This window comes from Tardiphaga sp. (assembly GCF_044340795.1).
Lineage (GTDB): Bacteria > Pseudomonadota > Alphaproteobacteria > Rhizobiales > Xanthobacteraceae > Tardiphaga.
The window spans coordinates 34,736-60,729 of the sequence record NZ_JBIISY010000008.1; the positions used below are offsets into that span (position 1 = coordinate 34,736).

A 25,994-nucleotide genomic window follows, 5' to 3' on the forward strand; every position below is an offset into this window, starting at 1 on the left:
AAGCCTTGCCGCGGAACGAAATTGCCGCGAGGCAATTCGGTTGCTCCCCTCGCCCGTCCCATGTCATGACCTCCCTGAAATCAGGGGAGGGAAAACTATGACCGTTCTTATCGCCGGCGGCGGGATCGGCGGCCTGACGCTCGCGCTCAGCCTGCATCAGATCGGCATTCCATGCCGCGTGTTCGAAAGCGTGCCGGCGCTCAAGCCGCTTGGTGTCGGCATCAATGTGCTCCCCCATGCCGTGCGCGAACTGATGGAGCTCGGCCTGCACGACAAGCTCGATGCAGCCGGGGTACGGACCCGCGAACTGGCCTATTTCTCGAAGAACGGCAAACCGATCTGGAGCGAGCCGCGCGGCGTCGAGGCCGGTTACAAATGGCCGCAATTTTCGATCCATCGCGGCACCCTGCAACAGATCCTTTTGGACACGGCCATCGAGCGCCTCGGCGCCGACAACGTGCTGACCAGCCACCACATCACCGGCTGGACGGACACCGATAGCGGCATCCGCGCCGATTTCATCGACCGCGCCACCGGCAAGCCGGTGGGTAGTCATGACGGCACGCTGCTGATCGCAGCCGACGGCATCCATTCTGCCATCCGTCAGAAGCTCTATCCGAGCGAGGGCGCTCCGATCTGGAACGGCCGCATCCTCTGGCGCGGCGTGACCAGGAGCAAACCGTTCCTTACTGGCCGCACCATGATCATGGCCGGCCACGAGATTCTGAAATTCGTCTGCTACCCGATCTCGAATACCCCGGACGCCGACGGCCATTACGACGTCAACTGGATCGCCGAACGGCACATGCCCCCGACCTATCAGTGGCGCCGCGAAGACTACAACCGCACGGCCAGGCTCGAGGAATTCCTGCCCTGGTTCGAGAACTGGACATTCGACTGGCTCGACGTCCCCGGCCTGATCCGCAATTGTCCCCATGCCTATGAATATCCGTTGGTCGATCGCGATCCCATCGATCGCTGGACCTTCGGCCGCGTCACGCTGATGGGCGATGCCGCGCATCCGATGTATCCGATCGGATCGAACGGTGCGTCCCAGGCGATCCTCGACGCGCGCGTGCTGACGCGGGAAATTCTCGCCAAAGGCGAGGTTCCAGCTGCACTGGAGGCCTATGAAGCCGAGCGCCGTCCCGCGACCACCGACCTCGTGATGCTCAATCGCAAGAATGGCCCGGAGCAGGTCATGCAGATCGTCGAGGAACGCGCACCCAATGGTTACGGTGTGGTGACCGAAGTCTTGTCGCAGCAGGAGCTTGAGGATATCGCGGCGAACTACAAGCGCGTCGCAGGCTTCCAGGTCGAGGGCCTCAACGCCAAGCCACCCATCGTGCCGGCCCCGTCCGTTACGCATTTGTCCAGTGCGGGATGAGCAAATCCGGGCGTTAAGACCTGCTCAACCCTGTCGATTCATCCCGGATTCAGGATGATCCTATGGCAGGTTGGTACCGTTAGGGATTGGCAATTGGCCTATGTCAGGACTCGGACAATCGTTAGTCCAAGGCCCGTCCATGCGTCCCCTGATCAACAAGCTAGCCGAGCGCATCCGCTCGACCGAAGACCTCCTAACGGTGCGTGCGCATATCACGATTGCGTTCGCAGCCATGATCGTGGTGCTGATCGGCGCATTGGCTGCAGGCGCGGCTCTCGTCAGCTATCGCAATACGTCCGAACTTGTGAACGCGCGTCTGGCCGCGGTTGCCTCGATCACGGCGGAGCGGCTCGATCGCTACATGGCGATCCGCCAGCAGGAAGTTCACCTGTTCTCGAAACTCGAACTGCTTCAGGGCATGTGGCAGGGCGATCACGCTGCCCTGCGCAAGGCGCTCGAGCAATTGCAGAACTCGTTCAGCGACTTCGCCTGGATCGGCTTCGCGCAGCCGGACGGCAAGGTCGTCGCCGCCACCAAGGGGATGCTCGAAGGCGCGTCCGTCGCGCAGCGACCATGGTTTCGCACCGGCCTCAACGACCCCATCGTCGGTGACGTCCATGAAGCCGCATTGCTGGCCTCGCTTCTCGCCAAGCGCGCCGATGGCGAACCGCACCGTTTCGTCGATATCGCACTTCCCATCCGCAATGCGGACGGTGTTCTGATCGGCGTGCTCGGCGCACATCTCGACTGGCAGTGGGCGCAGACCATCATCGCCCGCTCGGAAGCGCTCGATCAGGATTCCGACACCACATTGATGGTGGTGTCGAAGGCCGGCACTGTTCTCGTCGGGAACGGCATGAACACCACACGCTTTGCCGGCGAGCGCCTGGCCACCATCCTGCAGACCCGCGCCGGCACCTTCGCCGAGAAGGTCGGCGAGCAGAACAAGCTGATCGCCTATTTTGTCGGGAACGGGCATCGCGAGTATCAGGGCTTGAACTGGATCGTCACAGCCAGCCAACCGGCAGACGTTGCTCTGGCTGCAGCCGTTCACTCAGCCAAGAACATCCTTTTCATCGGCGCCGCCGTTGGCATTTTCGGCATGGCCCTCGCCTTTCTGATCGCCCAGCGCATCTCCGCACCGATCCATGCCATCACGCTTGAAGCCGACCGCATCGGTCGCGCCTCCGGTCCATCCATGCTGCCGCGCCAGCGTGGCTCGCTGGAGGTCGTACAGCTCACTCAGGCATTGCGATCCCTGCTCCGCCGCATCGGCTTCGCTGAGGAACGCACCAAGGAAGCCGAACTGCGCGCCACCGAGAACGCCTTGCAGTTCAAGGACGACCTCAGCAAGCTGCGCCGGCTTGCTGACACCGATTATCTCACCGACCTGATGAACCGGCGCTCTTTCATTGTGGCCGCGAATGACGCGATGGAATTTGCCGTGCGCTACAAGCGCAGCATCGCGACGCTGATGATCGACATCGATCACTTCAAGAAGATCAACGACACCCACGGCCACCATGTCGGCGACATCGCCATCAAGAAGATCGCGGAGATCATTCAGGGCAATATCAAGAGCACCGACCGCGCCGCGCGCTTTGGTGGCGAGGAATTCGTCGTGCTGCTGCGCGAGGCCGACGAGCAGACCGCGCAGGCGTTGGGCGATCGTATCCGTCGCGCCGTCGAACTGGCCATCATCGGCGAAGGCGACATTCGACTGTCGACTACCGTTTCTGTGGGCGTATCGCTGATCGGCGATAGCGACCGCGACGTGCAGGACATGATCGAACGCGCCGACCAGGCGCTCTATGTCGCGAAGAACACCGGCCGCAACCGTTGCTTCCTCATGCCGGTCACCGAAGAGCGCGGTATCCGCGCTGCCTAGTCATCCAGTCCATGCGCAATGACCTTGCGCATGACATTCGGTAGCGCTTCGCCATCCAGCGTCGCTATCGGCACCCATCGCATGCCTTCCGGCGCCTTCGCGCGCGCAGGAACGCTCGCTGTATAGACCACGAGCTCCAGCGGAAAATGCGTAAAGACATGACTGACAACGCCGACTTTGCGGTGCCATGCCGTCGCGTTCTTCAGCATCGGCGCTTGCCCCAGCGCATCCGCATCGCCATGCCCTGCGAGCCAGTCGGATGTCGGCACTTCGGTCATGCCGCCAAGCAGGCCCTTTTCCGCGCGGGTGCGAACCAGCAATTCGCCATTTCGCGTAACCACGAAGGCCGCGCCGCGCCGTAGCGTTCCGCTCTTCTTGGGCGCCTTGCGCGGAAAGGTCTCCTGATCCCCCCGCGCCATGGCCGCACAATTGTCGTTGACCGGGCAGAGCGAACAGGCCGGTTTCTTCGGCGTGCAGATGGTGGCGCCAAGATCCATCAGCGCCTGCGCGCTATCGCCGGCACGCGACGGGCCGAGCAGGGTCGCCGCCAGCCCCACGATGGTCGGCTTCGATTTCGGCAGCGCTTCCTCGACGGCGTAGAGCCGCGATGTGACGCGCTCGATATTGCCATCCACCGGCATGCATTGGCGCTCGAAGGCGATTGCCGCGATTGCCGAGGCCGTATAGGGGCCGATGCCCGGCAGCGCCCGCAGGCCCTCCTCTGTATCCGGAAACACGCCGCCATGGTCGCGCAGCACGGTCACCGCGCAGGCGTGCAGGTTGCGCGCGCGGGAATAGTAACCCAGCCCGGCCCACATCCGCAGCACGTCGTCCTGCGACGCACGACCGAGATCACTGACGGTCGGCCACCGCTCCAGGAATTTCATGAAATACGGTCCCACCGCCTGCACGGTGGTCTGCTGCAGCATGATCTCCGACAGCCAGACCCGATAGGGATCGACGGTCTCCCCCGGCAGCGCCCGCCACGGCAGGCGGCGGCGATGGCGGTCATACCAGGCCAGGATCTGCGCCGGCCGCTGCGCCGCGGCGGCTTCCCCGCTATCCAGCGGCGCGGCGTCCGAAGCTGCTGATTTCTTTCGTCGGCTGGCGGGGGCTGATAGACTCATGCCGACATGTACCCAAATCGCTCGTTCATGAACAAGCCTGGTCCCATTTCCGCAAAGCCGCTCTCCGCCCTCCTCGGCGGCGTGTTCGCGGATGCCTATGCCAAGCAGGGCTTTGCCTCGCGCGAGCTGGTAACGCGCTGGGCCGAGATCGCCGGCACCCAGGTGGCGCATTTTTCCGAGCCGCTCAAGATCCAGTGGCCGCGGCCGGTGGACGGCCAGCCGCAGGAACCGGCGACCCTGATCCTGCGCGTGGAAGGCCCGATGGCGCTGGAAATCCAGCACATGTCGGACATCATCCTGGAAAAGGTGAACCGGTTCTTCGGCTGGAACGCGGTCGGCAAGCTGGCGCTGCGCCAGGCCCCCCTGTCACGGGCAACAGCCCGGAGGAAGATCAAACCGATCGATCCGACCGCCGTCGCGCGGGTTGCCGAGACGCTGCCGGAGGTCGAGGACGCCGCCTTGAAGGATGCCCTGGCGCGGCTGGGAGCCGTTATCAAGCGAAGTTGAGTGCTTTTCGGGCCTTTGCAGTTCCGGCATCCGCTTGCCACATTTGGCGTTTCAAGTTAGCGAAGCGAACTTTTACTGGCCAAATCGCCACTTCGGAGCAGTCCCTTGATCATCACGCGCCGCGAATTCACCGCCGCCCTCGCTTTGACCGGCGCCGCCGCAGCCATCGGCCTGTCGCCGCTGCGGCTGATCTCGGAGGCTTCCGCGCAGACTGCCGCCGATGTCGCCAAGCCGGTGTCGCTGCCGGACATGGCACTGGGCCCGAAAGACGCCGCCGTGACCGTGGTCGAATTCGCCTCGATGACCTGCGGCCACTGCGCGAACTTCACCGAAAACGTGTTCCCGAAGATCAAGGCCGAGTTCATCGACACCAACAAGATCCGCTTCGTGTTCCGCGAATTCCCGCTCGACATCAAGGCCGCGGCCGGTTCGATGCTGGCGCGCTGCATCGCCAAGGAAGACAGCGGCAAGTATTTTGCCGTGGTCGACATGCTGTTCAAGCAGCAGCAGGAATGGGTGATGAAGAACACCGCCGAAACGCTGACCCGCATCGGCAAGCAGGCCGGCCTCAGCCAGCAGCAGGTGGAAGAGTGCCTGAAGGATCAGGCGCTGCTCGACAAGATCGCGGCCGACCAGAAATTTGCCAATGAAGTGCTCAAGGTCAATTCGACCCCGACCTTCTTCATCAATGGCGAGATGCTGCGCGGCGAGCAGACCTTTGAGGAATTTTCCAAGAAGATCACGCCCCTGCTGAAGGGTTGAGGCCGACTTCACACCGCAAAAGTGATCATGGCCGGGCGCAGTCCCGGCCATTTTTTATGGGGCGATTGCCTTCGTGCCGCCGCAACGGCCGCAAGTCTGCCGCAAGAAACGACACGCGAAGCACGCGCATAACACCCGATTTCTTGCGGCAATCTTGCGGCAGCCCGGCAGCAGCGGATTTTTTGGGAACGGACCGGACTCGGCCGCGTTGTGCCAGATTGAAACCGCCGGCGCCGTGCTCCCGTAGCTGCGCCATTGTGCCCTTAGTGCCCCCGCAACTGCATCACCCCGACATGCCAGCACGCGCCCCCCACCTCCCGCACTACATCGAGCGCACCGCGTTGCAGAAGCTCTGCGCCGTGGCGGAACTTCCCGCGACCCATCTGCTGCCCGCCGGTCAGAAGACGCTGGCGAACATGGTGCAGAAGGGCTGGATCGAATCCTCCCCCGGCAGCATGGCGCGCTATCGCATCACGGCACAGGGCGAGACCGCGCTGAAAGCGGAAATCCCGATGCCGCGCACCACGCAAGCGCGCGCGCGCTGACACCCGCACCGGAATTAACCATCTTAACGCCCCGGTAACGCGCATTAAGAAGTGCTTAAGCGGCATCTCCGCAATCTCCTGGAATATTTCAGGGGGTGCGTGATGTTTGGAAATCTCGTCGTCGATTTTATTGGTCTGGCCTTTTTGGGCCTCTGCATCGCCGTGCTCGGCATGCCGCAGCATCGCCGGCCGGACGAACTGGCCCGCGACATCTGACGTGACCGGCACAACGCTTCACACCGGACAGTGCCATTGCGGCGCGGTGCGTTTCGAAGCTGTACTCAGCGATGGCTTCAGCACCGTTCGCCGTTGCACCTGCTCCATGTGCCGCATGCGCGGCGCGGTCATGGTGATGACCGCGCCCGGCGGGGTCACCGTGCTGCAAGGCGCGGATGCGCTGACGAGCTATCGCTTCAATACCAGGGTGGCCGAGCATTTCTTCTGCGCGCGTTGCGGCGTCTACACGCATCACCAGCGGCGATCGGACCAGGCATCCTATGCCGTCAACGTCGCCTGTCTCGATGGCATCAGCCCGTTCGATTTCACCGAGATACCGGTGAATGACGGCATCAACCATCCGAACGACACGGGGAAGCCGCAGCGGCAGGCGGGGACGTTGAGGTTTGTTCCGGAAGATTAACTCGCCGCCCCTCATGGTGAGGAGCACGCATTTTAGTGCGCCCCTCGAACCATGAGCTGACGGAGCGCCGCTTATCCCTCCCGCGTCCACAGCTGCCGCACCAGCATCCCCGCCCGCTTCTCGATCGCCGCGGCCGCATCCAGCGCCATGTCCTCGCGATAGCGCCCGGCGATCAACTGCACGCCGATCGGCTTGCCGTCATGCAGCGCCACCGGAACCACCGCGCCGGGCAGGCCCAGCACATTGATCGCCGAAATGAATCGCAGGTCGTTCCAGAAGATCTTGCGGATGCGCTCGGCGCTTTCCACATCAGCGCGCGGCCCCGGTGTCGGCTGCACCGTGGTCGGCGCAAGCACCACCGGGTAATCCTCGAAGAACATCTGCCACGCCCGGATATGCGTGCTGCGCGCCGCCGTCGCATTCATCCACGCCGCGAGATCAAGCGTGCCGGCCTTGGCCTTGATACCGGCCCAGGCCTTGTGGAAGTCGTCAGACGTCACCGCCAGCATCTTGGCTTCCTGCAGCACCATGGTCTCGTTGGCGATGATGTCGCACCAGGTCTGCCAGACCCCGCTGATGTCAGGCACCTCGACCTCGGTGACGCGATAACCTGCGCGCTCCAGATGGTCGGCGGCCTGGCGCAGCGCCGCGGTCACCGATGGATCGACCTTCATGTCATCCGGCATTTTCGCCAGCGCGACCTTGATCGGGCCTTTCGGCTTCGGCCCTTCCAGCGGCGCCGGCACCCACCAGGGATCTCGCGGATCGCGCTGGCTCATCACGCCGAGACCAAGCCGCACATCCGCGACGCTGCGCGCCAGCGGTCCCTGCGCAGACATCAGATGCGCCATCAGCGGCCGTTCCACCGCGGCGCTTTCGTTGAAGGCGGGGATACGGCCCTGGGTCGGCTTGATGGTCGCGATGCCGTTGCAATGCGCCGGCCAGCGCAGCGAGCCGCCGATGTCATTGCCATGGGCGATGGTGCCGATGCCTGCCGCCACCGCCGCCCCCGCGCCACCCGACGAGCCGCCGCAGGTGATGTCCGGGCTCCACGGATTCTGCGTGAGGCCGTGGAGCGGATTGTCAGTGAAGGCGCGGAAGGAGAATTCAGGCGTGTTGGTGAGGCCCAGCACGATGGCGCCGGCCTTCCTGAAATTGCGCACCACCGGCGAGTCCGACGGCGCGACGAGGTTCGCCAGCGCCGACACGCCATTGCTGTTGGCCTGCCCTTCGAAGTCGATATTGATCTTGATGGTGATCGGCACGCCGTGCAACGCGCCGCGGTCCGCGCTCTTGCGCATCTTGTCGGCCGCCCGCGCTGCCGCCAGCGCCTGCTCCGACAGATCGACCACCACCGCATTCAGCTTCGGATTGACCGCCTGCATATGCGCGACCTGCGCCTCGGTGACCTCAAAGGCCGACACGGCGCCGGACCCGATCGCCGCAGCCGTCTCCACCGCTGTCCACTGCCAGACCGGTCCCTTTGGCAGGCGCGCCTTCGCCGCTGCCGCGAACGACGATTTGGCTTTGGATATCTTCGATTTGGCTGCGTTGGATTTGGCTGTCTTGGCCTTGGCTACCTTGGATTTGGCTACCGGACGTTTGGCTGCCGCCGTCTTTTTCACCTTGCGTGACTTGGCCGCTTTCGCCGCTGGACGCTTCACCGTTGTCTTTGCCACCACGAAGTCTCCATTCCATCGAACAGACGCAGCCTGCCAAGACATCAGCGCAAGGGCAACGCGGTGTTCCGTGCAAAATGCAGAAAGACGCGCGTACGGGGCGCCTTGCATATCCTGGCCCGCGGCAAGGTGAGGCACCTCGATCACTTTCAGCCCTCATCCGAAGGATGAGGGGCAGAGTTGGGATGGGGGCTGACCAGGATCAGCGCTTCTCATCCGGCCGCAGCGTCAGCACCTTCACGCCCTTCGCCGTCACCGCCACCGTGTGCTCGAACTGCGCCGACAGCGAGCCGTCGTCGGTCACCACGGTCCAGCCGTCATCCTCGGTGCGCACTTTGGCGCGGCCGCGATTGAGCATCGGCTCGATGGTGAACACCATCCCCTCGCGCAGCACCATCCCGGTATTCGGCTTGCCAAAGTGCATCACCTGCGGCGCTTCATGCATCTCGCGGCCGATGCCGTGGCCGCAATAATCGCGCACCACCGAATAGCCTGATCGCTTGGCATGGCGCTCGATGGCAAAGCCGATATCGCCGAGCCGCGCCCCCGGCCGCACCGCGCGGATGCCCTGCCACATGGCCTCATAGGTGGCCGCGACCAGACGCTTCGCAGCCAGGTTCACCTCGCCGACCAGATAGGTCTTGCTGCTATCGGCGATAAAACCGTTCTTCTCCAGCGTGATGTCGAAATTGACGATGTCGCCATCCTTCAGCACATCGGCGCTGGAGGGAATGCCGTGGCAGACCACCTCGTTGATCGATGCGTTCAGCACGAATTCAAAGCCATACTGCCCCTTGCTCGCCGGCCGCGCCGCAAGGTCCTCGGTGATGAAGCGCTCGACCATGTCATTGATCTCGAGCGTCGAGCGGCCGACCAGTTTTGTGCGATCCAGCAGCGCGAACACCGAGGCCAGCAGCCGGCCGGACTCCGCCATCAGCGCCAGCTCCTGCGACGTCTTTGTCATGCCTGCGGCGCCCTGGTCATGCCGCGCTCGCGGCAAGCGATGGCGTCTCCACCCCCGCCGCGCTCATCTCGCGCGCCAGGATTACCGTGAAGCTCAGGGCCGGATTGGCCTCGCAGAGCATGCCGATCTTGATCCAGTAAGCGGCCTGCGCATTGATCGAGCGGCAGGAAACTTTGGTGGCCTTGCGAAGCTGCTCATGCAGTTCGTCGTCGATGCTCACGATGCCCATGGAAGGCTCCATATATGATTCATATACGGACCGTATAATGATGTGCGGCTGGAAAGCCAAGCCCTTGATCTCGTTCCTCAGCTGCCCGATCTTACCGGCAAGGAGATCATCATGAAGATCAGGATCGTCGTGCATGATGCCGAGGAAGGCGGCTACTGGGCCGAAGTCCCGGCCATTCCCGGTTGCGCCAGCCAGGGCGAGACAATGGATGAGTTGATGGTCAATCTGCGCGAAGCAATCGAGGGATGCCTGTCGGTTGAAGTCGAGGCGCCTGCCCCCGGTGGTGACGTCCGGATGTTAGAGCTGACCGCATGACATCGATATCCGGCCGCGCCTTTGCTCGTTTGATCGAGCGGCGCGGCTGGGTTCTTCTGCGCGTCAATGGCAGCCATCACATCTATGGAAAGCCCGGCAGTGTCATTCGGCTTTCGATTCCCATTCATGGCAATAGCGCGCTGAAGACCGGATTGCTGAGACATCTGATGAAGGCCGCAGAAATAAGCGAAGACGATCTGAGCTAGAGCGGCGACCAACGCCCTAGTCTCAGGCTAGCGCATGAGCGACGACCAAACTTCTCGTCTCTCAGTTGGGCATATCGTTGCAGGTACCTGCAAAGACACTCAATCAGCGCAACACAATCCAATGATCAGGGAAATTTAGAACCACATCTGATTTAGTACGCCCCGCAACTGGTCATTGCGGGGCGTCACATTTCGTACTTGGGTCGATTAGCGACGTGCGATGCCAACTGCAATAGCGCGTGGCCGCTCAAACAGCTTCAAAACCGCGACATTGAACGTGCCACTCATCTGCTTCTTACCGTCGAACCATTCACAAATCGTGCGGCCAAAGCCATCGTCGCCCGCAACAGTCATGGCCGGGCCGCCGCTTTTCACTTGTACGACGTCGCCGGGTTTCCAAGTATTTTCGCTCATTTCATTCTCCTATAATTCCCATCGATTGACCGAGAGTTAGGAGATGGATTTTGTCCGCCAAAACGGCTGGGAGGCGAGCCTCCCAGCCACCGGCACTAGCTATTGTGCAGCATCAGATGCCGCAGCAACGCCAGTGCCCACACACGTGCTCAAGCCGGCCGAACCGAAACCTGAGGTATGCGTTGACCCAATGACAGACCTTCGTCCTCATTGGTCATCACCTCCTTCGAGGTGCGGACTATTGCGGTCTCAAGCAAATAAGCGTATATCGGCTTTTATAGACCATACGATATCGCCTTCGCTCTCGGTCCACCTCAAGCACCCGAGAGACGCTGGCAACTACTAAGGCCTCAGGGTTCCTACCCCTGGGGCCTTTTCGTTTTCAGGCACCGCAACATTACTAAAGTAGCCCAACTCGGCTCGGAATGCAACTCTCGACGAGCAGCAGAATTTCCGTTAAGACTCCGTTAACTATGATTCCAAGTTTAGGAGTTGCCTGTGACACTCGGAGCGGAAATAGTACCCGCATCGCATGGGTCGAAATCCAGATCAGGCAAAAAAACGTTGAGTAAACAGAGTACTACCGACCTTATTGATCGCCTTCTGCGCATCCGCGCAGACATGGTCGAAAAATTGAAACAGACAGATGCTCTGATCGAAGAAATTCGAAACTTCGAAAACAAAGTCGCCACTCTATCGGGCGATGCACAGTCGGAGCTGAGTTTCACAATAGGCTCCCCAACTCAGCGCAGACGCGGTCATGTTTCACCTGAACAAATTGCCGACGAGGTCTATGAGCTCATTCGCGAAAAAGGGCGCCCCATGAAGCGAGGCGAAATCGCCAGAGCCCTCTTAGAGCGCAATATTCCTTTGGCGGGCAAGGACAGGAACAAGAATGTCGGAACCATACTTTGGCGACATCAAGATCGGTTCGTAAACATACCGAAACTTGGATACTGGATCGCCGACACGGATTTGCCGGGAGTGTTCTCTAGTCATAAAATTGGATAGCTATTTAACTTAGCTAATCAACAACTCCTGGCAATTCGGACGAATTGAAGCGGTATCGCTTACATAGCCAGTGAGACAGCTACCTCGCCAGCAGCCCAGGTTCGAGACGCCACTTCTCTCACGCAAACAAGATAATTCCTTCGTTTGCCCGCCCTTATCCCCTGCAAAACCCTTGGGACAACGCGGGTTCCGGCGTTGTGCGGCTGCCCTCGTCTCGCCATTGTCGGGCCCAATTGAGAGCCGTGCCCGTGAGTCCCGGGGCGGCGCGATGGTTGCATCCATGCTATTGTTCGCGCTGGGGGATTCGCGGTGGCCGGCCTATCGGCTTAATTAGAGTACCGCTTACATGAAACTCACGCGCCTGCGCCTGAACGGATTCAAGTCGTTCGTCGAACCGACCGATTTCATGATCGAACCCGGCCTGACCGGCGTCGTCGGCCCCAATGGCTGCGGCAAGTCCAATCTCGTGGAAGCCCTGCGCTGGGCGATGGGCGAGACCTCGCACAAGTCGCTGCGCGCCACCGACATGGAAGCGGTGATCTTCGCCGGCTCCGGCAATCGCGCCTCGCGCAACCATGCCGAAGTGACCATGACCATCGACAATGCCGAGCGCACCGCGCCGGCCATGGTCAATGACGCCGAGATCCTGGAAATCACCCGCCGCATCGAGCGCGACAACGGCTCGAACTACCGCATCAATGGCCGCGATGTCCGCGCCCGCGACGTGCAGATCCTGTTTGCCGACGCCGCCACCGGCGCGCGCTCGCCGGCCCTCGTCCACCAGGGCAAGATTGGTGAGATCATCCAGGCCAAGCCGGAATCGCGCCGCCGCGTGCTGGAAGACGCCGCCGGCGTCGCCGGCCTGCATGCGCGCCGCCACGAGGCCGAGCTGCGCCTGAAGGCGGCCGAAACCAACCTCACCCGCGTCGAGGACGTGATCGGGCAGCTGTCCGGCCAGATGGAAGGCCTGAAGAAGCAGGCCCGCCAGGCCACGCGCTTCCGCGAAGTCGCCGCCAAGGTGCGCAAGGCAGAAGCCATGCTGTTCCACCTGCGCTGGATCCAGGCGCATGCGGACAATGCCGATGCCGCCACCACCCACGACCGCAACACGCTCGAACTCGCCGAAGCCACACGGATCCAGGGCGAATCGGCGCGCATCCAGGCGATCCGTGCCTCCGAATTGCCCGCGCTGCGCGAGGCGGAAGCCGCTGCCGCCGCCGGCCTGCAGCGCCTGACCAATGCCCGCGACCTGCTCGACCGCGAAGAGAAGCGCGCCGAGGAGCGCGCGAAAGAGCTCGACAGCCGCCTCAACCAGTTCGAGGCCGACGTCGCCCGCGAAATGAAGCAGGCGGAAGACGCCGAAATCGCGCTGATGCGTCTCGAAGAAGAAGACGCCATGATCAAGGAAGAGATCATGCAGCGCGTCGAGCTGCGCGGCGGCGTCGATGAGCGCGTCTCCGAGGCCGAGGCCGTGCTGGCCGCGGCCGAGCGCACCTTTACCGAACTCACCACCGCCCATGCCGACATGACGGCGAAGCGCAACCAGCTGCAGTCGAATGTGCGCAGCCAGGCCGATCGCCTGACGCGCCTGTCGGAAGAGATCGCCCGTGTCGAAAGCGAGATCGATGCGCTGACCGCGCAGACCTCGGGCTTCGGCGATCTCGACGAACTCGCGATGCTGATGGAGACCGCGCAGGAAATCCTGCTGCAGGCGGAATATTCGGTCGGCGAGAACGAGGCCGCTCATATCGCTGCCCGCCAGACGCTGGACGCTTCGCGCGCGCCTCTGGTGGAAGCCGACAAGAAGGTGCAGCGCCTCGAGACCGAAGCGCGCACGATCTCGAAGATCCTGAACGGCGAGACCAAGAATCTGTGGCCGCCGATCATCGACGGCGTCACCGTCACCAAGGGCTATGAGAAGGCCTTTGGCGCCGTGCTCGGCGACGATCTCGATGCGCCCGTCGATCCCTCGGCGCCGATGCGCTGGACCAATGCCGGCGAACACGCCGACGATCCGGCGCTGCCGGAGGGCGTCGAGACGCTGGCCGCGCATGTGAATGCGCCGGTGGAGCTGCAGCGCCGCCTGAAGCAGATCGGCATTGTCACGAAGGATCAGGGCGCGGCGCTTGTCGGCCAGTTGAAGACCGGCCAGCGCCTCGTGACGCTGGAAGGCGACGTCTGGCGCTGGGACGGTTTTGTGGCCGGCTCGCATGCGCCGACCGGCGCCGCCCGCCGCCTCGCCGAGCGCGCCCGCCTCACCGATATCGAAGCCGATCTCGAAAACGCAAAACTCGATGCCATCGCCAAGCGCGAGGCGCTGGAAGCGGCCGAGCAGGCGCTGAAGACGGCGGCCTCGGCGGAAGCCGCATCGCGCGATGCGCTGCGCAATGCCCGCCGCGAGGTCGACCAGGCCCGCGAGCGCCAGGCCAATGCCGAGCGCGAGATCAACCGCCACGCCGCCCGCCGCGCCACGCTGACCGAAGCGCAGTCGCGCCTCTCCAACGACCGCATGGAAGCCGAAGCCGGTCTCGAAAGCGCCCACATGGCGCTGGAGGAGCTGCCGGAGACGGCGGATGCGGAAGCAAAACTCTCCGACGTCCGCAACGAGATCGAGGGCCATCGCCGCGCTGCGGCGCAGGTCCGCGCCGAAGCACAGGCGCTGGCCCGCGAGGCTGAACTCGCCGATCGCCGCGTGCAGGCGATCATCGCCGAGCGCAATGACTGGGAGAGCCGCAAGTCTTCGGCGAGCCGGCAGATCGAGACCGTGGCCTCGCGCCAGGCCGAGCTCACCCGCGAACGCGCCGAGCTGGAAGACGCGCCCGCCCTGTTCCTGCAGAAGCGCCGCGCGCTGATCTCGGAAGTCGAGACCGCCGAGCAGGGCCGCCAGATGGCCGCCAACGCGCTGCAGGCGGCCGAAAACATGATGCGCGACACCGATCGCGAGGCCCGCACTTCGATCGAATTCCTGTCGCAGGCGCGCGAGGCCTGTGCGCGTTCGGAAGAGCGCATGGAAAGCGGCAAGCGCCGCCTCGAGGACATCGAGCGCGAAATCCGCGACATGCTGGAAGTGGAGCCGGAAGGCGTCGCGGCACTCGCCGAAGTGCGCCAGGACGACAAGCTGCCCGACCTGCATGAGGTCGAAACCGAGCTGGAGAAGATGCGGCGCGACCGCGAGCGTCTCGGCGCCGTCAACCTGCGCGCCGAGGAAGAGCTCAACGAGATCGAGGGCACGCATAACGGCCTGGCCACCGAGCGCGACGACCTGGTGGAAGCGATCAAGAAGCTGCGCACCGGCATCCAGAGCCTGAACAAGGAAGCGCGCGAGCGCCTGATGACCTCGTTCGACAGCGTCAACACCCACTTCAAGCGCATGTTCGTCGAACTGTTCGGCGGCGGCGAAGCGGAGCTGAAGCTGATCGAGAGCGACGATCCGCTCGAGGCCGGCCTCGACATCATCGCCAAACCGCCGGGCAAGAAGCCGCAGTCGCTGTCGCTGCTGTCGGGCGGCGAGCAGGCGCTGACCGCGCTGGCGCTGATCTTTGCGGTGTTCCTCACCAACCCGTCGCCGATCTGCGTGCTGGACGAAGTCGACGCGCCGCTGGACGACCACAACGTCGAGCGGTTCTGCAGCCTGTTGCATGAAATGATCGCGACCACCGACACGCGCTTCATCACCATCACGCATAACCCGATCACCATGGCCCGCATGCATCGCCTGTACGGCGTGACCATGGCGGAACGCGGCGTGTCGCAGCTGGTGTCGGTGGATCTCGAGAACGCGGTGAAGATCCTCGATCAGGAAGTAGCGTAACTAATACGCGATGCTGATGGTCTCCCTCCCCCCAGCCGCGCAGCGGCGCAGTGGGGAGGGTGGCGCGTAGCGCCGGGTGGGGAGCCCCACGGTACGGCGTTTGTGGAACCACCCCACCCGTCTCGAAGCTCGCTGGACGCTCGCTTCGATCCACCCTCCCCACTGCGCGGCTACGCCGCTTGAGGGAGGGATCAGAGGAGCGTCGTTGCTGAATGACCTCGCCCGATCTCCCCGCCTATCTCACGGCAACGCTCGCTTCGCGCCTGCAGGGCGTTTCGCGCACCGACGCCGCGCAACGCTCCGACACCATCTCCAAAACCTATCGCTCCGGCGGCGGATCGACGACGATCCGCACCGAGAGCGACGCCCTCGCCTATGCGCTCGCACGGATGCCAGCGACCTATGCCGCTGTGATCGCCAGCCTCAATGCCCTGCAGGAAATCCGCCCCGATTTCGCGCCGGCCTCAATGCTCGACTGCGGTGCCGGGCCGGGCACGGCGACATGGGCCTGCGCCGAGGCATTCGATTCTTTGGCATCATTCACGCTGCTCGATGCCAACCCGGCGCTGCGCGCACTGGCGATGGAGCTGGCGCGCGAGAATGATCGCAGCATCGCCTACACGCTCGGCGACGCAACCGCTAAGATCGCCGATGCAGCTTCGGCTGATCTCGTCATCGCCAGCTATGTGATCAACGAACTCACCGATACCGCGCGCGAAAGACTTGTCGCGGCGATGTGGGCGAAGGCGAATGATACGATTGTTATCGTCGAGCCAGGTACACCAGCCGGCTATCAACGCATCCTCGACGCGCGCGCGCAGCTGATCCGCGCAGGCGCGCATGTGATCGCGCCCTGCCCGCACGATGACGCGTGTCCGCTGGTGAAACCGGACTGGTGCCATTTCAGCCAGCGGCTGCAACGCTCCCGCGTGCATAAACAACTCAAATCCGCAGAACTTCCCTATGAGGACGAGAAATTCATCTATCTCGCGGTCTCACGTGCACCGATCGCGCCGCGCCCCTCGCGGGTGCTGGCGCAGCCGGTGACGACGAAGATCGCGATCACGACGAAACTCTGCACGAAAGACGGCGTGATCGCCGCCGTCGCGCCGAAGCGCGACAAGGCGACCTACGCCAAATTTCGCAAGCTCGATTGGGGCGATGCGGTTTTCGAGCATTCATCATCGGAATAATTGTCCATGGCGGGCGTTCTTCCTGGTGACGCGACTGCGTCGCCATTCATCAGGGAGTTCCGCTCATGACCAGATCATTCGCCGCCGTTGCCGCGCTGGCCGTTCTTTTCACCGCATCCGCCGCCTCCGCGCAGGCGCTGAAGACCGCCGACACCGACAAGGGCAAGGTGTTCGTGGATGCCAAGGGCATGACGCTCTACACCTTCGACAAGGATGCCGGCGGCAAGTCGGCCTGCAATGGCCCCTGCGCCGAGAACTGGCCGCCACTGTTCGCTGCCGACAGCGACAAGCCGACCGCCGACATGACCATCGTGGTGCGCGACGACGGCAAGAAGATGTGGGCTTATAAAGGCAAGCCGCTCTACACCTTCAAGAAAGATACGGCTGCCGGCCAGACCACCGGCGACGGCTTTCTGAACGGCGCATGGCACGTGGCAAAGCCATAAGATACGCGTCATGGCCGGGCAGCGCGAAGCGAGCTTCGCTAGATGACCCGGCCATCCAGCTTGATGCTGAGCATGCCGTAAAGATGGATCCCCGGGTCAAGCCCGGGGACGACAAATTCAGGTTATGCGTGATCAGAACGCGTGCTTGATCCGGCCCATGACCTGATGCGTGACAGCATCGCTGCCGCCGACGATGGCATCATAGTTCACTGACAGCACCGTGAGCGGCGCCAGCTTGCCCGACAGGCCGGCACCGAGCACACCGCGATCACGCAGGCCTGATGCAGTCGACGTCACGAACGAACCCGGCAGCGTCGTGTCGGCAAAGCTCGCATTGATGCCACGAATGCCATCGCTGAATTCGTGCAGCCAGGCGAAGCGCAGTTCCGGCGTCAGGATGCCGCCGTTATATGCGACATCGTAAGCGAAGCGCGCGCCGACGCTGGACCGCAGCGATTCCGCGCTGTCGCTGCCGACGATCAACGCCGCCGCGCCACCACGCTCGGTGAAGCCGTCGGTCATCACCCGCATATATTGCAGCCCGATTTCAGGCGTCACCACCCAGCCGCTGACGCGGATGTCGGTGCCGACGGTGCCGCGGACAGCATAGTGATCGCCGCTGAACTTGGCATCGTTGGACAGGCCGAGCGCCATGCGCGAGGTGGTGTAGTCGCTGAAGCCATAGAGGCCCATCAAGGTCGCGAACCAGGTCGGCGCCTGATACGTGCCGTAGCCGCCGATGGTGCCGGTCGCGACGCGCGTGTTGCTGCCGTTGCCGTCGAGCTCACCGCGGGTGAAGGCGTAGCCACCGAACACGCCGGCAACGATGGTGTCGCTCAAGCGCTGGTCATAGCCAGCCAGCACATTCACCGTATTCGCCTTGAAACCCGGCGCATCGGCGCGCGCGCCTTCGCGGGCGAAGCTCGCGCCAGAGGTGACGAAGAAGCCGTGATCCGCCGTCACCGCGATCGGGCGCAGCGTCGGCGCCTTGTTGATCGGCGCATAGGCCATTGCTTCAGCGACGCCGGTGCCCCAGCCGGCTTCCGCCAGCGACGAGCCCGCGCTGCCCGGGAATGCCATCACGGCGGCCAGCGCGCGATCGCCGCCAAAATTGCGGTCGAACATGCCGCCGTCGAACATCGCCATGGCATTGCCGAGGCCGGAGACGTCGGTGCCGAGGCCGTTGAGGCGATTCTGCGTCAGATGCTGGCCGACCAGCGATGTCGTCTGCTGCACATTGTTCATGCCGATGCGGCCGAGGCTTTGATACGAGCCCGGTGTCAGTTGCGACAGTGCCGCGCCGACATCGCCAGAACTGGCGACACGGTCCAGCATATCGACCACACCCAGGCCCGTGGCATTGAGCGGCAGATTGTCGAACAGCGCGGCGACGCCGCGGGCATTGGCGCCGGCCAGCGCGGAGAAGGACGGCGCATTGGCATTGACCACCTCGAAGGACGTATAGAGCGTGCCGCCGATATTCACCGTCTGGCCACCCTGCAGGGCCTGGCGGTTGGTCTCGGACAGGCCGACCTTGTTGTAGTTCAGCGTGTCCGTGCCTGCGCCACCATCAACGAGCCCGGCAATGCGTGAGCCCTTCATGATGTTCAGCGTGTCGTTGCCACCTTCCAGATTGATGGCGCGGCCGGTATTGCCGATGATAGTGCCGTAATTGGTGAGGATATCGGAGCCCTCGCCCGTCTGGATCGCCGAACCGTCACCGCGAATGAAGCGCGTGGAGCCGGCGGCATAAGTGACGCCGTTCAACGTGCCGTTGGCGGGATCCGGATTGCCGTTCTGCAGAATGACGGTGGCGTTCGGATCGGGAATGATGCCGTTGCCGATGATGGTCCCGTAATTGACGATGGTGTCGTTGTCGGCCGCAGTGCCGGTCTTGTTCTCGAAGCGGATGGCGTAGCTGTTCTGGCCAATAATGGTTCCGGTGACGTAGTTGGTCAGCGCGGTTGCCGCGCTGCCGCTGCGGGAATTGTCCGGATTGGAGTCGTTATTGACGACGATGCCCGCACCGGCGCCGGAAATGGTGCCGTAGTTCGCGATCGTGCCGCCGCCGATGCCGAGACCTTCGCTGTTATTCAGGCGACCGCCCGCGTCATAGCCCTTGGCACCGGTGCCCTGGATCAGACCGTAATTGGTCAGCGTCAGTACGAAGTCGGTGTCGATGCCGTCACCGTCGCCGCGCAACGAGGTGCTGTCGATCTTGCCGGTGATGGTCCCCCAGTTGGTGACGATCGCATTGCCGCCGGAGCCGACGCCCGCGCCGTTCTGTCCGGTGATGGTCGCGCCGGCATAGTTGTAGACGGTGATGACGCTGTTGATGTCCGACGCCGTGCCGCTCTTGGCGCCGGAGATCGAGCCGTAATTGTGCACCGTGCCCGTGTGACCGGTCTGCAGATCGATGCCATCGGCACTCGGACGATCGGTCGGCGCCGGTGCGGCATTGGCAATGATCTGGCCATAATTGGTGATGGTGAAATTCTGGCCGGGGCGAACCGCATCTGCGTCGGTCGAGGAGATCACGCCCGTGGCGCGATTGATGATTGCGACTGAAGCCGAGGCCGAATTGACATTGTCCAGATCAATGGCTTGTCCGCCATTCGTCGTTCTGATCGTGCCGGCGTTGTCGATCACGACATTGACTGCCGCAGTCGTGGCCGCGATGCGGATGGCATCGTCCTGAGACTGGATGATGCCGCCGACATTGTTCGTGACCTGGAGCGCCCTCACCGCCGCCGGCGTATCCGGATCGACATTGATGGCCCGGCTGTTCGATCCGGTTGCGTCGATCATGCCGCTGTTGTTGACGATCGTCGTACCGCCGCCGGCGCGAATCACATCGCTGCCCGTCGAACGCAGCGTGCCGGAGGCTGCGTTGTTCACCTGCACCGTGGCCGTCGCCTGCGCGTTGTTGGCGAACTGAATCACGCGATTGTTGGACGTGACCAGCACGACACCGGCGTTGTTGATGGTCACCAGACCATTGGCAGCAAGGTTGTTCAGATGAAAGGCGTTGCCGACGGTGGAGATCAGCGCGCCATTCAGATTGTTGACGGTCAGGTCGGAAACCGAGGTCGCGCCGCTCGTATCGATACCGCGCGCGGTGGCCTGTATCGTTCCGGCATTGTTGACGATGACACCGGTAACGGCGTTGGTGAAGCCAATGCCTGTGCCGCTCGACAAGGTTGCGTTGGTTTCAATCGTGCCGGTTTCAGCCGCGGTCAACGATCCCGCCGTAGTCCTCGTCGTGCCGCTCACCACGGTGAACGACGTTGCCTCCGCCGCCATTGGCGCGAACAGCGCCGCCACGACAACACCCATCGCAAGCCGGCTCGCGCCGCACTGCCACTTCTGCATCACTCAAACCTCAGCCCTGGAAAAGTTTAAGGCTCATTAGGTTTCGTGGATGACAGTCAGGTGACGAAACGCGCAGTCGCGCCAACCCGCAGGGCGGCTGGCAGAGAGACATGCGAGGTGATGCGGAGTTACAACAGATACATGTCCCGATACGTGTATGAGCCACACCATTCACCTGTGAGCGGGTGAAATCGTCAGAGGCCGTGCAGCTTCTGCACGGTGAACATATTCCCGGCCTGCGACGACACACGAGTCGCCCTGGCCCGGCGGCCGCTGCCTTCTGGTTGCAGGTTCGGCTATGGTACAGGTCTCATCGTTTTTCTGGGGGAGTTCTCTAAATGTCGACCGGCTGGATCGTTCTTGGCGTCATCGTCGTCATCGCGTTTTTTCTGTTCGCCACCTACAACCGGCTGGTGGCCCTGCGGCAGCGGGTGGATCAGTCCTTCGCCGATATCGACGTGCAGCTGAAGCTGCGCCACGACCTGATCCCGAACCTCGTCGAGACCGTGAAGGGCTATGCTTCGCATGAACGCGGCACGCTCGAAGAGGTCATCAAGGCGCGCAATGCGGCGATGAGCGCGCAGGGACCGGGCCAGGTCGCGGCGGCTGAACAGCAGCTCTCCGGCGCGCTCGGCCGGCTGATCGCGCTGGCTGAAGCCTATCCGGACCTCAAGGCCAATGCCAATTTCCAGCAATTGCAGAGCGAGCTCTCGGATATCGAGAACAAGATCGCCGCCGCGCGCCGCTTCTTCAACAATGCGGTCTCGGAATACAACACCGGCATCCAGCAGCTGCCCGCAGCCCTGTTCGCCGGCGCGCTCGGCTTCCATCCGAAACAGTTCTTCGATCTCGGCGAGAACCGGGCGCAGGTCGAGGCGGCGCCGCAGGTCAAGTTCTGACCGCGGCCTGAGCCGGGCAGCGCATCATGGCAGCTTACGGTCTGTACACGCATATCGCATCGAACAAGACGCGTTCGATGCTGCTGCTCGCCGGCCTGTTCGTGCTGATCTATGTGATCGTGTTCGCCGTCGCGCTGGTGCTGGAAGTGTGGAGCAACAGCCGCGGCACGCTGCCCTACTATCTAAATGCTGCATTCCGCGATCTGCTCCGGGCGATGCCGCTCGCCACTATCGGGGCTATCGGCTGGATCATCATCTCCTATTTCGGTCATCAGAAGATGATCGACATGATCACCGGCAGCGCCAGCGTGACGCGGAAGGAACAGCCGCGGCTGTACAACCTGCTGGAAAACCTCTGCATCTCGCGCGGCATCACCATGCCGAAGCTGAAGATCATGGAGGACGACGCGCTCAACGCCTTCGCCACCGGGCTCAATCCGAAGCAATATTCGGTGACGGTCACCACGGGGTTACTGCGCAATCTCGACGATGACGAGATCGAGGCGGTGCTCGGCCATGAGCTGACCCATATCCGCAATGGCGACGTGCAGCTGATGGTGATCGCCGGCATCATTGCCGGCGTGGTCGGCCTGTTCGCCGAACTGCTGTTCCGCACCTTTGCCAATGGCAGGTTCCGGTCGTCCGGGCGCTCGTCGTCGCAGTCATCATCGAGCGATGGCAAAGGCAGCGGCGCAGTACCGGCCATAATCATCGCCGTGGTGCTGCTCGTCGTCGCCTGGGCGCTGTCGCAGGTGATCCGGCTGGCGCTATCGCGCTCGCGCGAATTCATGGCCGATGCCGGCGCGGTGGAGCTGACCAAGAACCCGGATGCCATGATCTCGGCGCTGCGCAAGATCGAGAATCGCGGCGAGCTGCCCGGGGCGACCTCGGCGGTGATGGAAATGTGCGTGGACAATCCGCGCTCGGGCTTTGCGGATATTTTCGCGACCCATCCTTCGGTGGATGCCCGGGTGGCAGCGCTGATCAAATATGCCGGCGGTCATGATCCCGGACCGCTGACGCTGCCGGGTGAGGTCGCTGAGGACGAGACGCCGGCGCTGCCGGAGGGTGAGCCGGCGAAGCCGGGTCCGTGGAGCGATGCGGGGCAGCCGGACGGGACAACGACGCAGGGCCCGTGGGGCAAGCGCGCCTGACCTGCCTGCTTACGAGGCAGATTCCCCAGTGATTTCCGTCAATCGCTGCCACCCGGCGATTGAATTCCCCCATCTTTCTGCCATGTTCGCGCCCAAAGCAGGCATGGGTTACAGTGCCGGCGGCACGAGTCTCCCTCGTGCCTTTGGGGGTCCGGATCTGGGGATCCAGAGCAGTTAAGGGAATTTCATGGCGAAGCCAGCAGTGATCGTCGTCGGCGCGGACAAGGGCGGTGTCGGCAAAACCACGGTGTCGCGCACCGTTCTGGATTATTTCAGCGCCAATAATGTCGCGACCCGGGCCTTCGACACCGAAGCACCACGCGGCACGCTGAAGCGCTTCCATCCCGACATCACCGAGATCGTCGACATGACGACGACCTCGGACCAGATGAAGATCTTCGATACGCTGAACACCGTGGCGCCGTCGGTCACCGTCATCGACGTTCGCGCAGGCCTGTTGTCCCCCGCCCTCGCCTCGCTGCGCGATATCGGCTTCCTCGACGCTGCCAAGTCCGGCCAGATCACCTTTGCCGTGTTCCATATACTCGGCCCGTCGATCGCCTCGCTGGACGAAATCGCCGAGACCGCCGGCTTCATGGATGGCGCAAAGTATTTCCTGGTGAAGAACTTCATCAACAACACCAGCTTCTTCGAATGGGACCAGGCGACCTACAACTCCTATTTCCACAAGATCAAGGGCGCCACCGAGATCACCATCCCAAAACTGAACGAGATGGCCTATGAGCAGGTGGAAGTCTCGTCGGTACCGTTCCTGAAATTCGTCGCCAACAAGGGCCCGCATGACGAGGCGGCGAACTACTCCTTCGTACTGCGCGGCTATGTCCGCCACTGGCTCGCCAATGTCTGGAGCGAATTCGATCGCATCAAGCTGACCGATATCGTGCATGACAAACCGAGCGCACGCACGCCGGGCGAACAGTAAGATCAGTTCCCGCCTCTCCTCGCATGCGGGGAGAGGCAACAGCCCTTGAGCCTCGCGGCGATCTCCCAGCTATACTGCCGCCATGTCGCGCACGCCCGTCTACATCATCTGCTCGACGCGCCCGCAGGTCGGCAAGACCCTGATGGCGCGGCTGCTCACGGAATTCCTCAAGCTGCAGCGCGGCGACGTCGTCGCGTTCGATGTCAGCCTGAAGGAGCCGTCGCTGCTCGACTTCCTGCCGCGGCTGACCGAGACCGCCGACATCAACGACACCTTCGGCAAGATGGCGCTGATGGATCGCCTGATCGTCCATGACGAAATGGCGAAGGTGATCGACCTCGGCTATCACGCCTTCGACGAATTCTTCCAGATGACTGCCGAAATCGGCTTTGCCAAGGAAGCCGCGCGGCGCGGCGTGGCGCCGATCGTGCTGTTCATGGGCGACAGCGATCGCGCGTCATTGCGCGCCTATGAGATGCTGCAGCAGCAATATCCGCAGCGCGCGCTCTACGTGGTCGACAATGAGCAGGTGCTGCGCGGGGAGGTTCCGCGGGCGCTCGGACAGGGCAAGATGCTGCATGTCGCAGCACTGCCGCCATTCCTGAAGACCTATATCGACCGGCTGAATTTCTCGTTCACCGGCTATCTGCGCTCGGAGCATGATTCATCCACCGAGCTGCATCAGTGGATTCGCCGGAACTATTTTGCGTTCCGGGAGATCGAGCTGGGTTTGCTGTTGATGTGAGAGCATTCGCCTGTCATTGCCCGCGAAAGCGGGCAATCCAGTCAACGGCGGCGTTCGTGTAACACTCGAATGTCGGTGTCTACTGGGTCACCCGGTCAAGCCGGGTGACGACAAAGAGGCTCAGTGCCCCTCGAATGTCATCAGCGTCCGGACCGGCACATCCATCGCGCGCAGCTTGGCGGCGCCGCCGAGATCCGGCAGGTCGATGATGAAGCACGCAGCGACCACGTCGGCGCCGATCTGGCGCATCAGCTTCACAGCTCCCTCCGCCGTTCCACCGGTGGCGATGAGGTCATCGACCAGGATCACACGCTCGCCGGGCTTGATGGCGTCGGCATGCACTTCCATTTCGTCGATGCCGTATTCCAGCGAATAGGCGATGCGCACGGTGGTGTGCGGCAGCTTGCCCTTCTTGCGGATCGGCACGAAGCCGGCCGAGACCTGATGCGCCACGGCGCCGCCGATGATGAAGCCGCGCGCTTCCATGCCGGCAACCTTGTCGATCTTGGAGCCGGCCCAGGGATGCACCAGCTCGTCCACCGCGCGGCGGAACGAGCGGGCATCGCCGAGCAGCGTGGTGATGTCGCGAAACAGGATCCCCGGCTTCGGATAATCCGGAATGGTGCGGACGGAAGCCTTGAGGTCGTGAGCGAGTTCAGGGGTCATCAGGATCTCTGTTTCGGTCGAATTCGGGCGCGTGGAACCTACTGAAGCAATCCGGATGCCACAAGCAGGCCGGATTGCCCCATCGCGGGCGGGCGCCCGCGGGTTCAGGCCGCCTTTTGGCCCAGCCGGAATGCATTTTCAACAATGCGCAGCCCGACCTCCCCGCCCAGCGACATCAGCGATTCCGGATGGAACTGGACGCCGCCCACCGGCAGCGTCTTGTGCTCGATGGCCATGGCGACCCCATCCTCGGTGGTGGCCGTGACGGTCAGCGCCTCGGGCATGTCGCCCATCTCGACAAACAGCGAGTGATAGCGGCCGATGGTGACCTCGTTGGGCAAGCCCTGCATGAGCTGCCCGCCCTTGACCTGGATCCGCGACGGACGGCCATGGGCCGGCTGCGTGAGCTGGCCGAGCTGGCCACCAAAATACTCGCCGATGGCCTGGACGCCGAGACACACGCCAAACACCGGAAGATTCTTGGCAAGCGCCGTGTCGAGCGTCTTCGCGATACCGAAATCGGCGGGGCGGCCTGGACCCGGCGATAGCACCAGCAGGTCGAAGTCGTCGCGGTTCAGCACCGTCTGCGCATGGATATGCCTGATCACACTGACATCCGCACCGACCTGCCGGAAGTAATCCGCCAGCATATGGACAAAACTGTCCTCGTGATCGACCAGCAGCACCTTCTTGCCGGAGCCGCGGGCATCCGGTGCAAAGGCTGACAGCTTCTTCGGCGGATCGCCGCGCAGCGCCTGGAACAGCGCTGCGGCCTTGGTCTGGCATTCCTTCTCTTCCGCCACCGGATCCGAGTCGAACAGCAGCGTCGCGCCGACGCGGACCTCAGCAAGACCGTCCTTCATGCGGATGGTGCGGATGGTGATGCCGGTATTGATGGTGCCGTCGAAGCCGACCACGCCGATGGCGCCTGCATACCAGCGCCGCGACGACCGCTCATTGTCCTCGACGAACTGCATCGCCCACAGTTTTGGCGCACCGGTGACGGTGACGGCCCAGGCGTGTGTCAGAAACGCATCGAGCGCGTCAAAGCCTGGGCGCAGTATGCCTTCGACATGATCGACGGTGTGGAA

Annotated in this window: 24 protein-coding genes; 16 read left to right on the forward strand and 8 right to left on the reverse strand. The window is 63.0% G+C overall.

The annotated features are described in order from the left end of the window. Window positions 1–97 precede the first annotated feature (97 nt). Both ACIQ17_RS02520 and ACIQ17_RS02525 read left to right on the forward strand, forming a co-directional pair. A complete protein-coding gene (locus ACIQ17_RS02520) occupies window positions 98–1,387 on the forward strand; it encodes a flavin-dependent oxidoreductase (RefSeq protein WP_398465036.1) in 1,290 nt (429 codons plus the stop codon). Window positions 1,388–1,526: 139 nt separating this feature from the next. After that, window positions 1,527–3,275 (forward strand): diguanylate cyclase, encoded by a 1,749-nt coding sequence (locus ACIQ17_RS02525; RefSeq protein ID WP_398465038.1) that lies wholly within the window; start codon window positions 1,527–1,529, stop codon window positions 3,273–3,275. Here ACIQ17_RS02525 and mutY read toward each other — a convergent pair. Continuing rightward, window positions 3,272–4,402, reverse strand: a complete 1,131-nt coding sequence (mutY, locus tag ACIQ17_RS02530; RefSeq protein ID WP_398465040.1) for an A/G-specific adenine glycosylase — start codon at window positions 4,400–4,402, stop codon at window positions 3,272–3,274. The two genes, ACIQ17_RS02525 and mutY, sit on opposite strands and share 4 nt — an antisense overlap. Window positions 4,403–4,429: 27 nt before the next feature. Between mutY and ACIQ17_RS02535 the strand changes: the two genes are divergently transcribed. From ACIQ17_RS02535 to ACIQ17_RS02550, 4 genes are all read left to right on the forward strand, one after another. Continuing rightward, the gene (locus tag ACIQ17_RS02535; RefSeq protein ID WP_398465042.1) at window positions 4,430–4,909 is read left to right on the forward strand and encodes a DUF721 domain-containing protein; all 480 of its coding nucleotides are present in this window, start codon (window positions 4,430–4,432) and stop codon (window positions 4,907–4,909) included. 105 nt (window positions 4,910–5,014) lie between these two features. Then, window positions 5,015–5,671 carry a DsbA family protein gene (locus ACIQ17_RS02540; RefSeq protein ID WP_398465044.1) on the forward strand — a complete coding sequence of 219 codons (657 nt, stop codon included), beginning with the start codon at window positions 5,015–5,017 and terminating at the stop codon, window positions 5,669–5,671. Between the two features lie 293 nt (window positions 5,672–5,964). Beyond that, window positions 5,965–6,216, forward strand: a complete 252-nt coding sequence (locus tag ACIQ17_RS02545; protein ID WP_398465046.1) for a hypothetical protein — start codon at window positions 5,965–5,967, stop codon at window positions 6,214–6,216. Between the two features lie 217 nt (window positions 6,217–6,433). After that, window positions 6,434–6,856, forward strand: coding sequence for a GFA family protein (locus tag ACIQ17_RS02550; protein ID WP_398465048.1), 423 nt, complete (start codon window positions 6,434–6,436; stop codon window positions 6,854–6,856). A gap of 71 nt (window positions 6,857–6,927) precedes the next feature. Here ACIQ17_RS02550 and ACIQ17_RS02555 read toward each other — a convergent pair whose 3' ends face one another. The 3 genes from ACIQ17_RS02555 to ACIQ17_RS02565 form a co-directional block, all read right to left on the reverse strand. Then, complete coding sequence (locus ACIQ17_RS02555) at window positions 6,928–8,535, reverse strand: amidase (protein ID WP_398465050.1); 1,608 nt, start codon at window positions 8,533–8,535, stop codon at window positions 6,928–6,930. A gap of 202 nt (window positions 8,536–8,737) precedes the next feature. After that, the gene (map, locus tag ACIQ17_RS02560; RefSeq protein ID WP_398465052.1) at window positions 8,738–9,499 is read right to left on the reverse strand and encodes a type I methionyl aminopeptidase; all 762 of its coding nucleotides are present in this window, start codon (window positions 9,497–9,499) and stop codon (window positions 8,738–8,740) included. Window positions 9,500–9,515: 16 nt separating this feature from the next. Next, on the reverse strand, window positions 9,516–9,728 hold the full coding sequence (locus tag ACIQ17_RS02565) for a ParD-like family protein (RefSeq protein WP_398465054.1): 213 nt from the start codon (window positions 9,726–9,728) through the stop codon (window positions 9,516–9,518). Between the two features lie 42 nt (window positions 9,729–9,770). On the opposite strand from ACIQ17_RS02565, the gene ACIQ17_RS02570 reads away from it, so the two are divergent. Continuing rightward, entirely contained in the window at window positions 9,771–10,043 is a 273-nt protein-coding gene (locus ACIQ17_RS02570; RefSeq protein WP_398465056.1) for a type II toxin-antitoxin system HicB family antitoxin, read from the forward strand. After that, window positions 10,040–10,249 carry a type II toxin-antitoxin system HicA family toxin gene (locus ACIQ17_RS02575; RefSeq protein WP_398465058.1) on the forward strand — a complete coding sequence of 70 codons (210 nt, stop codon included), beginning with the start codon at window positions 10,040–10,042 and terminating at the stop codon, window positions 10,247–10,249. Before ACIQ17_RS02570 ends, ACIQ17_RS02575 begins: the two co-directional genes overlap by 4 nt. A gap of 207 nt (window positions 10,250–10,456) precedes the next feature. Here ACIQ17_RS02575 and ACIQ17_RS02580 read toward each other — a convergent pair whose 3' ends face one another. Then, complete coding sequence (locus ACIQ17_RS02580) at window positions 10,457–10,663, reverse strand: YodC family protein (protein ID WP_398465060.1); 207 nt, start codon at window positions 10,661–10,663, stop codon at window positions 10,457–10,459. 498 nt (window positions 10,664–11,161) lie between these two features. Between ACIQ17_RS02580 and ACIQ17_RS02585 the strand changes: the two genes are divergently transcribed. From ACIQ17_RS02585 to ACIQ17_RS02600, 4 genes are all read left to right on the forward strand, one after another. Continuing rightward, window positions 11,162–11,674, forward strand: a complete 513-nt coding sequence (locus ACIQ17_RS02585) for a hypothetical protein (protein WP_398465062.1) — start codon at window positions 11,162–11,164, stop codon at window positions 11,672–11,674. A gap of 346 nt (window positions 11,675–12,020) precedes the next feature. Next, the gene (smc, locus tag ACIQ17_RS02590) at window positions 12,021–15,485 is read left to right on the forward strand and encodes a chromosome segregation protein SMC (RefSeq protein ID WP_398465064.1); all 3,465 of its coding nucleotides are present in this window, start codon (window positions 12,021–12,023) and stop codon (window positions 15,483–15,485) included. 212 nt (window positions 15,486–15,697) lie between these two features. After that, on the forward strand, window positions 15,698–16,678 hold the full coding sequence (locus ACIQ17_RS02595; protein ID WP_398465066.1) for a small ribosomal subunit Rsm22 family protein: 981 nt from the start codon (window positions 15,698–15,700) through the stop codon (window positions 16,676–16,678). Window positions 16,679–16,743: 65 nt separating this feature from the next. After that, complete coding sequence (locus tag ACIQ17_RS02600; protein WP_398465068.1) at window positions 16,744–17,124, forward strand: hypothetical protein; 381 nt, start codon at window positions 16,744–16,746, stop codon at window positions 17,122–17,124. 132 nt (window positions 17,125–17,256) lie between these two features. Here the strand turns inward: ACIQ17_RS02600 and ACIQ17_RS02605 are convergent, their stop codons facing one another. Further along, on the reverse strand, window positions 17,257–20,496 hold the full coding sequence (locus ACIQ17_RS02605) for an autotransporter domain-containing protein (protein ID WP_398465070.1): 3,240 nt from the start codon (window positions 20,494–20,496) through the stop codon (window positions 17,257–17,259). Between the two features lie 338 nt (window positions 20,497–20,834). On the opposite strand from ACIQ17_RS02605, the gene ACIQ17_RS02610 reads away from it, so the two are divergent. The 4 genes from ACIQ17_RS02610 (at window position 20,835) to ACIQ17_RS02625 (ending at window position 24,237) form a co-directional block, all read left to right on the forward strand. Next, on the forward strand, window positions 20,835–21,395 hold the full coding sequence (locus tag ACIQ17_RS02610) for a LemA family protein (protein ID WP_398465072.1): 561 nt from the start codon (window positions 20,835–20,837) through the stop codon (window positions 21,393–21,395). Between the two features lie 26 nt (window positions 21,396–21,421). After that, entirely contained in the window at window positions 21,422–22,549 is a 1,128-nt protein-coding gene (locus ACIQ17_RS02615) for a M48 family metallopeptidase (RefSeq protein ID WP_398465074.1), read from the forward strand. A 187-nt stretch (window positions 22,550–22,736) separates the two neighbouring features. Continuing rightward, complete coding sequence (locus ACIQ17_RS02620; RefSeq protein WP_398465076.1) at window positions 22,737–23,492, forward strand: hypothetical protein; 756 nt, start codon at window positions 22,737–22,739, stop codon at window positions 23,490–23,492. A gap of 82 nt (window positions 23,493–23,574) precedes the next feature. Further along, window positions 23,575–24,237, forward strand: a complete 663-nt coding sequence (locus ACIQ17_RS02625) for a hypothetical protein (RefSeq protein WP_398465078.1) — start codon at window positions 23,575–23,577, stop codon at window positions 24,235–24,237. A 120-nt stretch (window positions 24,238–24,357) separates the two neighbouring features. Here the strand turns inward: ACIQ17_RS02625 and ACIQ17_RS02630 are convergent, their stop codons facing one another. Continuing rightward, on the reverse strand, window positions 24,358–24,903 hold the full coding sequence (locus tag ACIQ17_RS02630; RefSeq protein ID WP_398465080.1) for an adenine phosphoribosyltransferase: 546 nt from the start codon (window positions 24,901–24,903) through the stop codon (window positions 24,358–24,360). Window positions 24,904–25,007: 104 nt separating this feature from the next. Further along, window positions 25,008–25,994, reverse strand: a 987-nt coding sequence (locus ACIQ17_RS02635; protein ID WP_398465083.1) for a chorismate-binding protein, incomplete at its 5' end; no start/stop codon positions are given.

Coding starts and splice junctions, on each gene's coding strand:
- ACIQ17_RS02520 (WP_398465036.1), top strand. CDS start 98: ATGACCGTTCTTATCGCCGGCGGCGGGATCGGCGGCCTGACGCTCGCG.
- ACIQ17_RS02525 (WP_398465038.1), top strand. CDS start 1,527: ATGCGTCCCCTGATCAACAAGCTAGCCGAGCGCATCCGCTCGACCGAA.
- mutY (WP_398465040.1), bottom strand. CDS start 4,402: ATGAGTCTATCAGCCCCCGCCAGCCGACGAAAGAAATCAGCAGCTTCG.
- ACIQ17_RS02535 (WP_398465042.1), top strand. CDS start 4,430: ATGAACAAGCCTGGTCCCATTTCCGCAAAGCCGCTCTCCGCCCTCCTC.
- ACIQ17_RS02545 (WP_398465046.1), top strand. CDS start 5,965: ATGCCAGCACGCGCCCCCCACCTCCCGCACTACATCGAGCGCACCGCG.
- map (WP_398465052.1), bottom strand. CDS start 9,499: ATGACAAAGACGTCGCAGGAGCTGGCGCTGATGGCGGAGTCCGGCCGG.
- ACIQ17_RS02565 (WP_398465054.1), bottom strand. CDS start 9,728: ATGGGCATCGTGAGCATCGACGACGAACTGCATGAGCAGCTTCGCAAG.
- ACIQ17_RS02575 (WP_398465058.1), top strand. CDS start 10,040: ATGACATCGATATCCGGCCGCGCCTTTGCTCGTTTGATCGAGCGGCGC.
- ACIQ17_RS02580 (WP_398465060.1), bottom strand. CDS start 10,663: ATGAGCGAAAATACTTGGAAACCCGGCGACGTCGTACAAGTGAAAAGC.
- smc (WP_398465064.1), top strand. CDS start 12,021: ATGAAACTCACGCGCCTGCGCCTGAACGGATTCAAGTCGTTCGTCGAA.
- ACIQ17_RS02595 (WP_398465066.1), top strand. CDS start 15,698: ATGACCTCGCCCGATCTCCCCGCCTATCTCACGGCAACGCTCGCTTCG.
- ACIQ17_RS02600 (WP_398465068.1), top strand. CDS start 16,744: ATGACCAGATCATTCGCCGCCGTTGCCGCGCTGGCCGTTCTTTTCACC.
- ACIQ17_RS02605 (WP_398465070.1), bottom strand. CDS start 20,496: ATGCAGAAGTGGCAGTGCGGCGCGAGCCGGCTTGCGATGGGTGTTGTC.
- ACIQ17_RS02610 (WP_398465072.1), top strand. CDS start 20,835: ATGTCGACCGGCTGGATCGTTCTTGGCGTCATCGTCGTCATCGCGTTT.
- ACIQ17_RS02615 (WP_398465074.1), top strand. CDS start 21,422: ATGGCAGCTTACGGTCTGTACACGCATATCGCATCGAACAAGACGCGT.
- ACIQ17_RS02620 (WP_398465076.1), top strand. CDS start 22,737: ATGGCGAAGCCAGCAGTGATCGTCGTCGGCGCGGACAAGGGCGGTGTC.
- ACIQ17_RS02625 (WP_398465078.1), top strand. CDS start 23,575: ATGTCGCGCACGCCCGTCTACATCATCTGCTCGACGCGCCCGCAGGTC.
- ACIQ17_RS02630 (WP_398465080.1), bottom strand. CDS start 24,903: ATGACCCCTGAACTCGCTCACGACCTCAAGGCTTCCGTCCGCACCATT.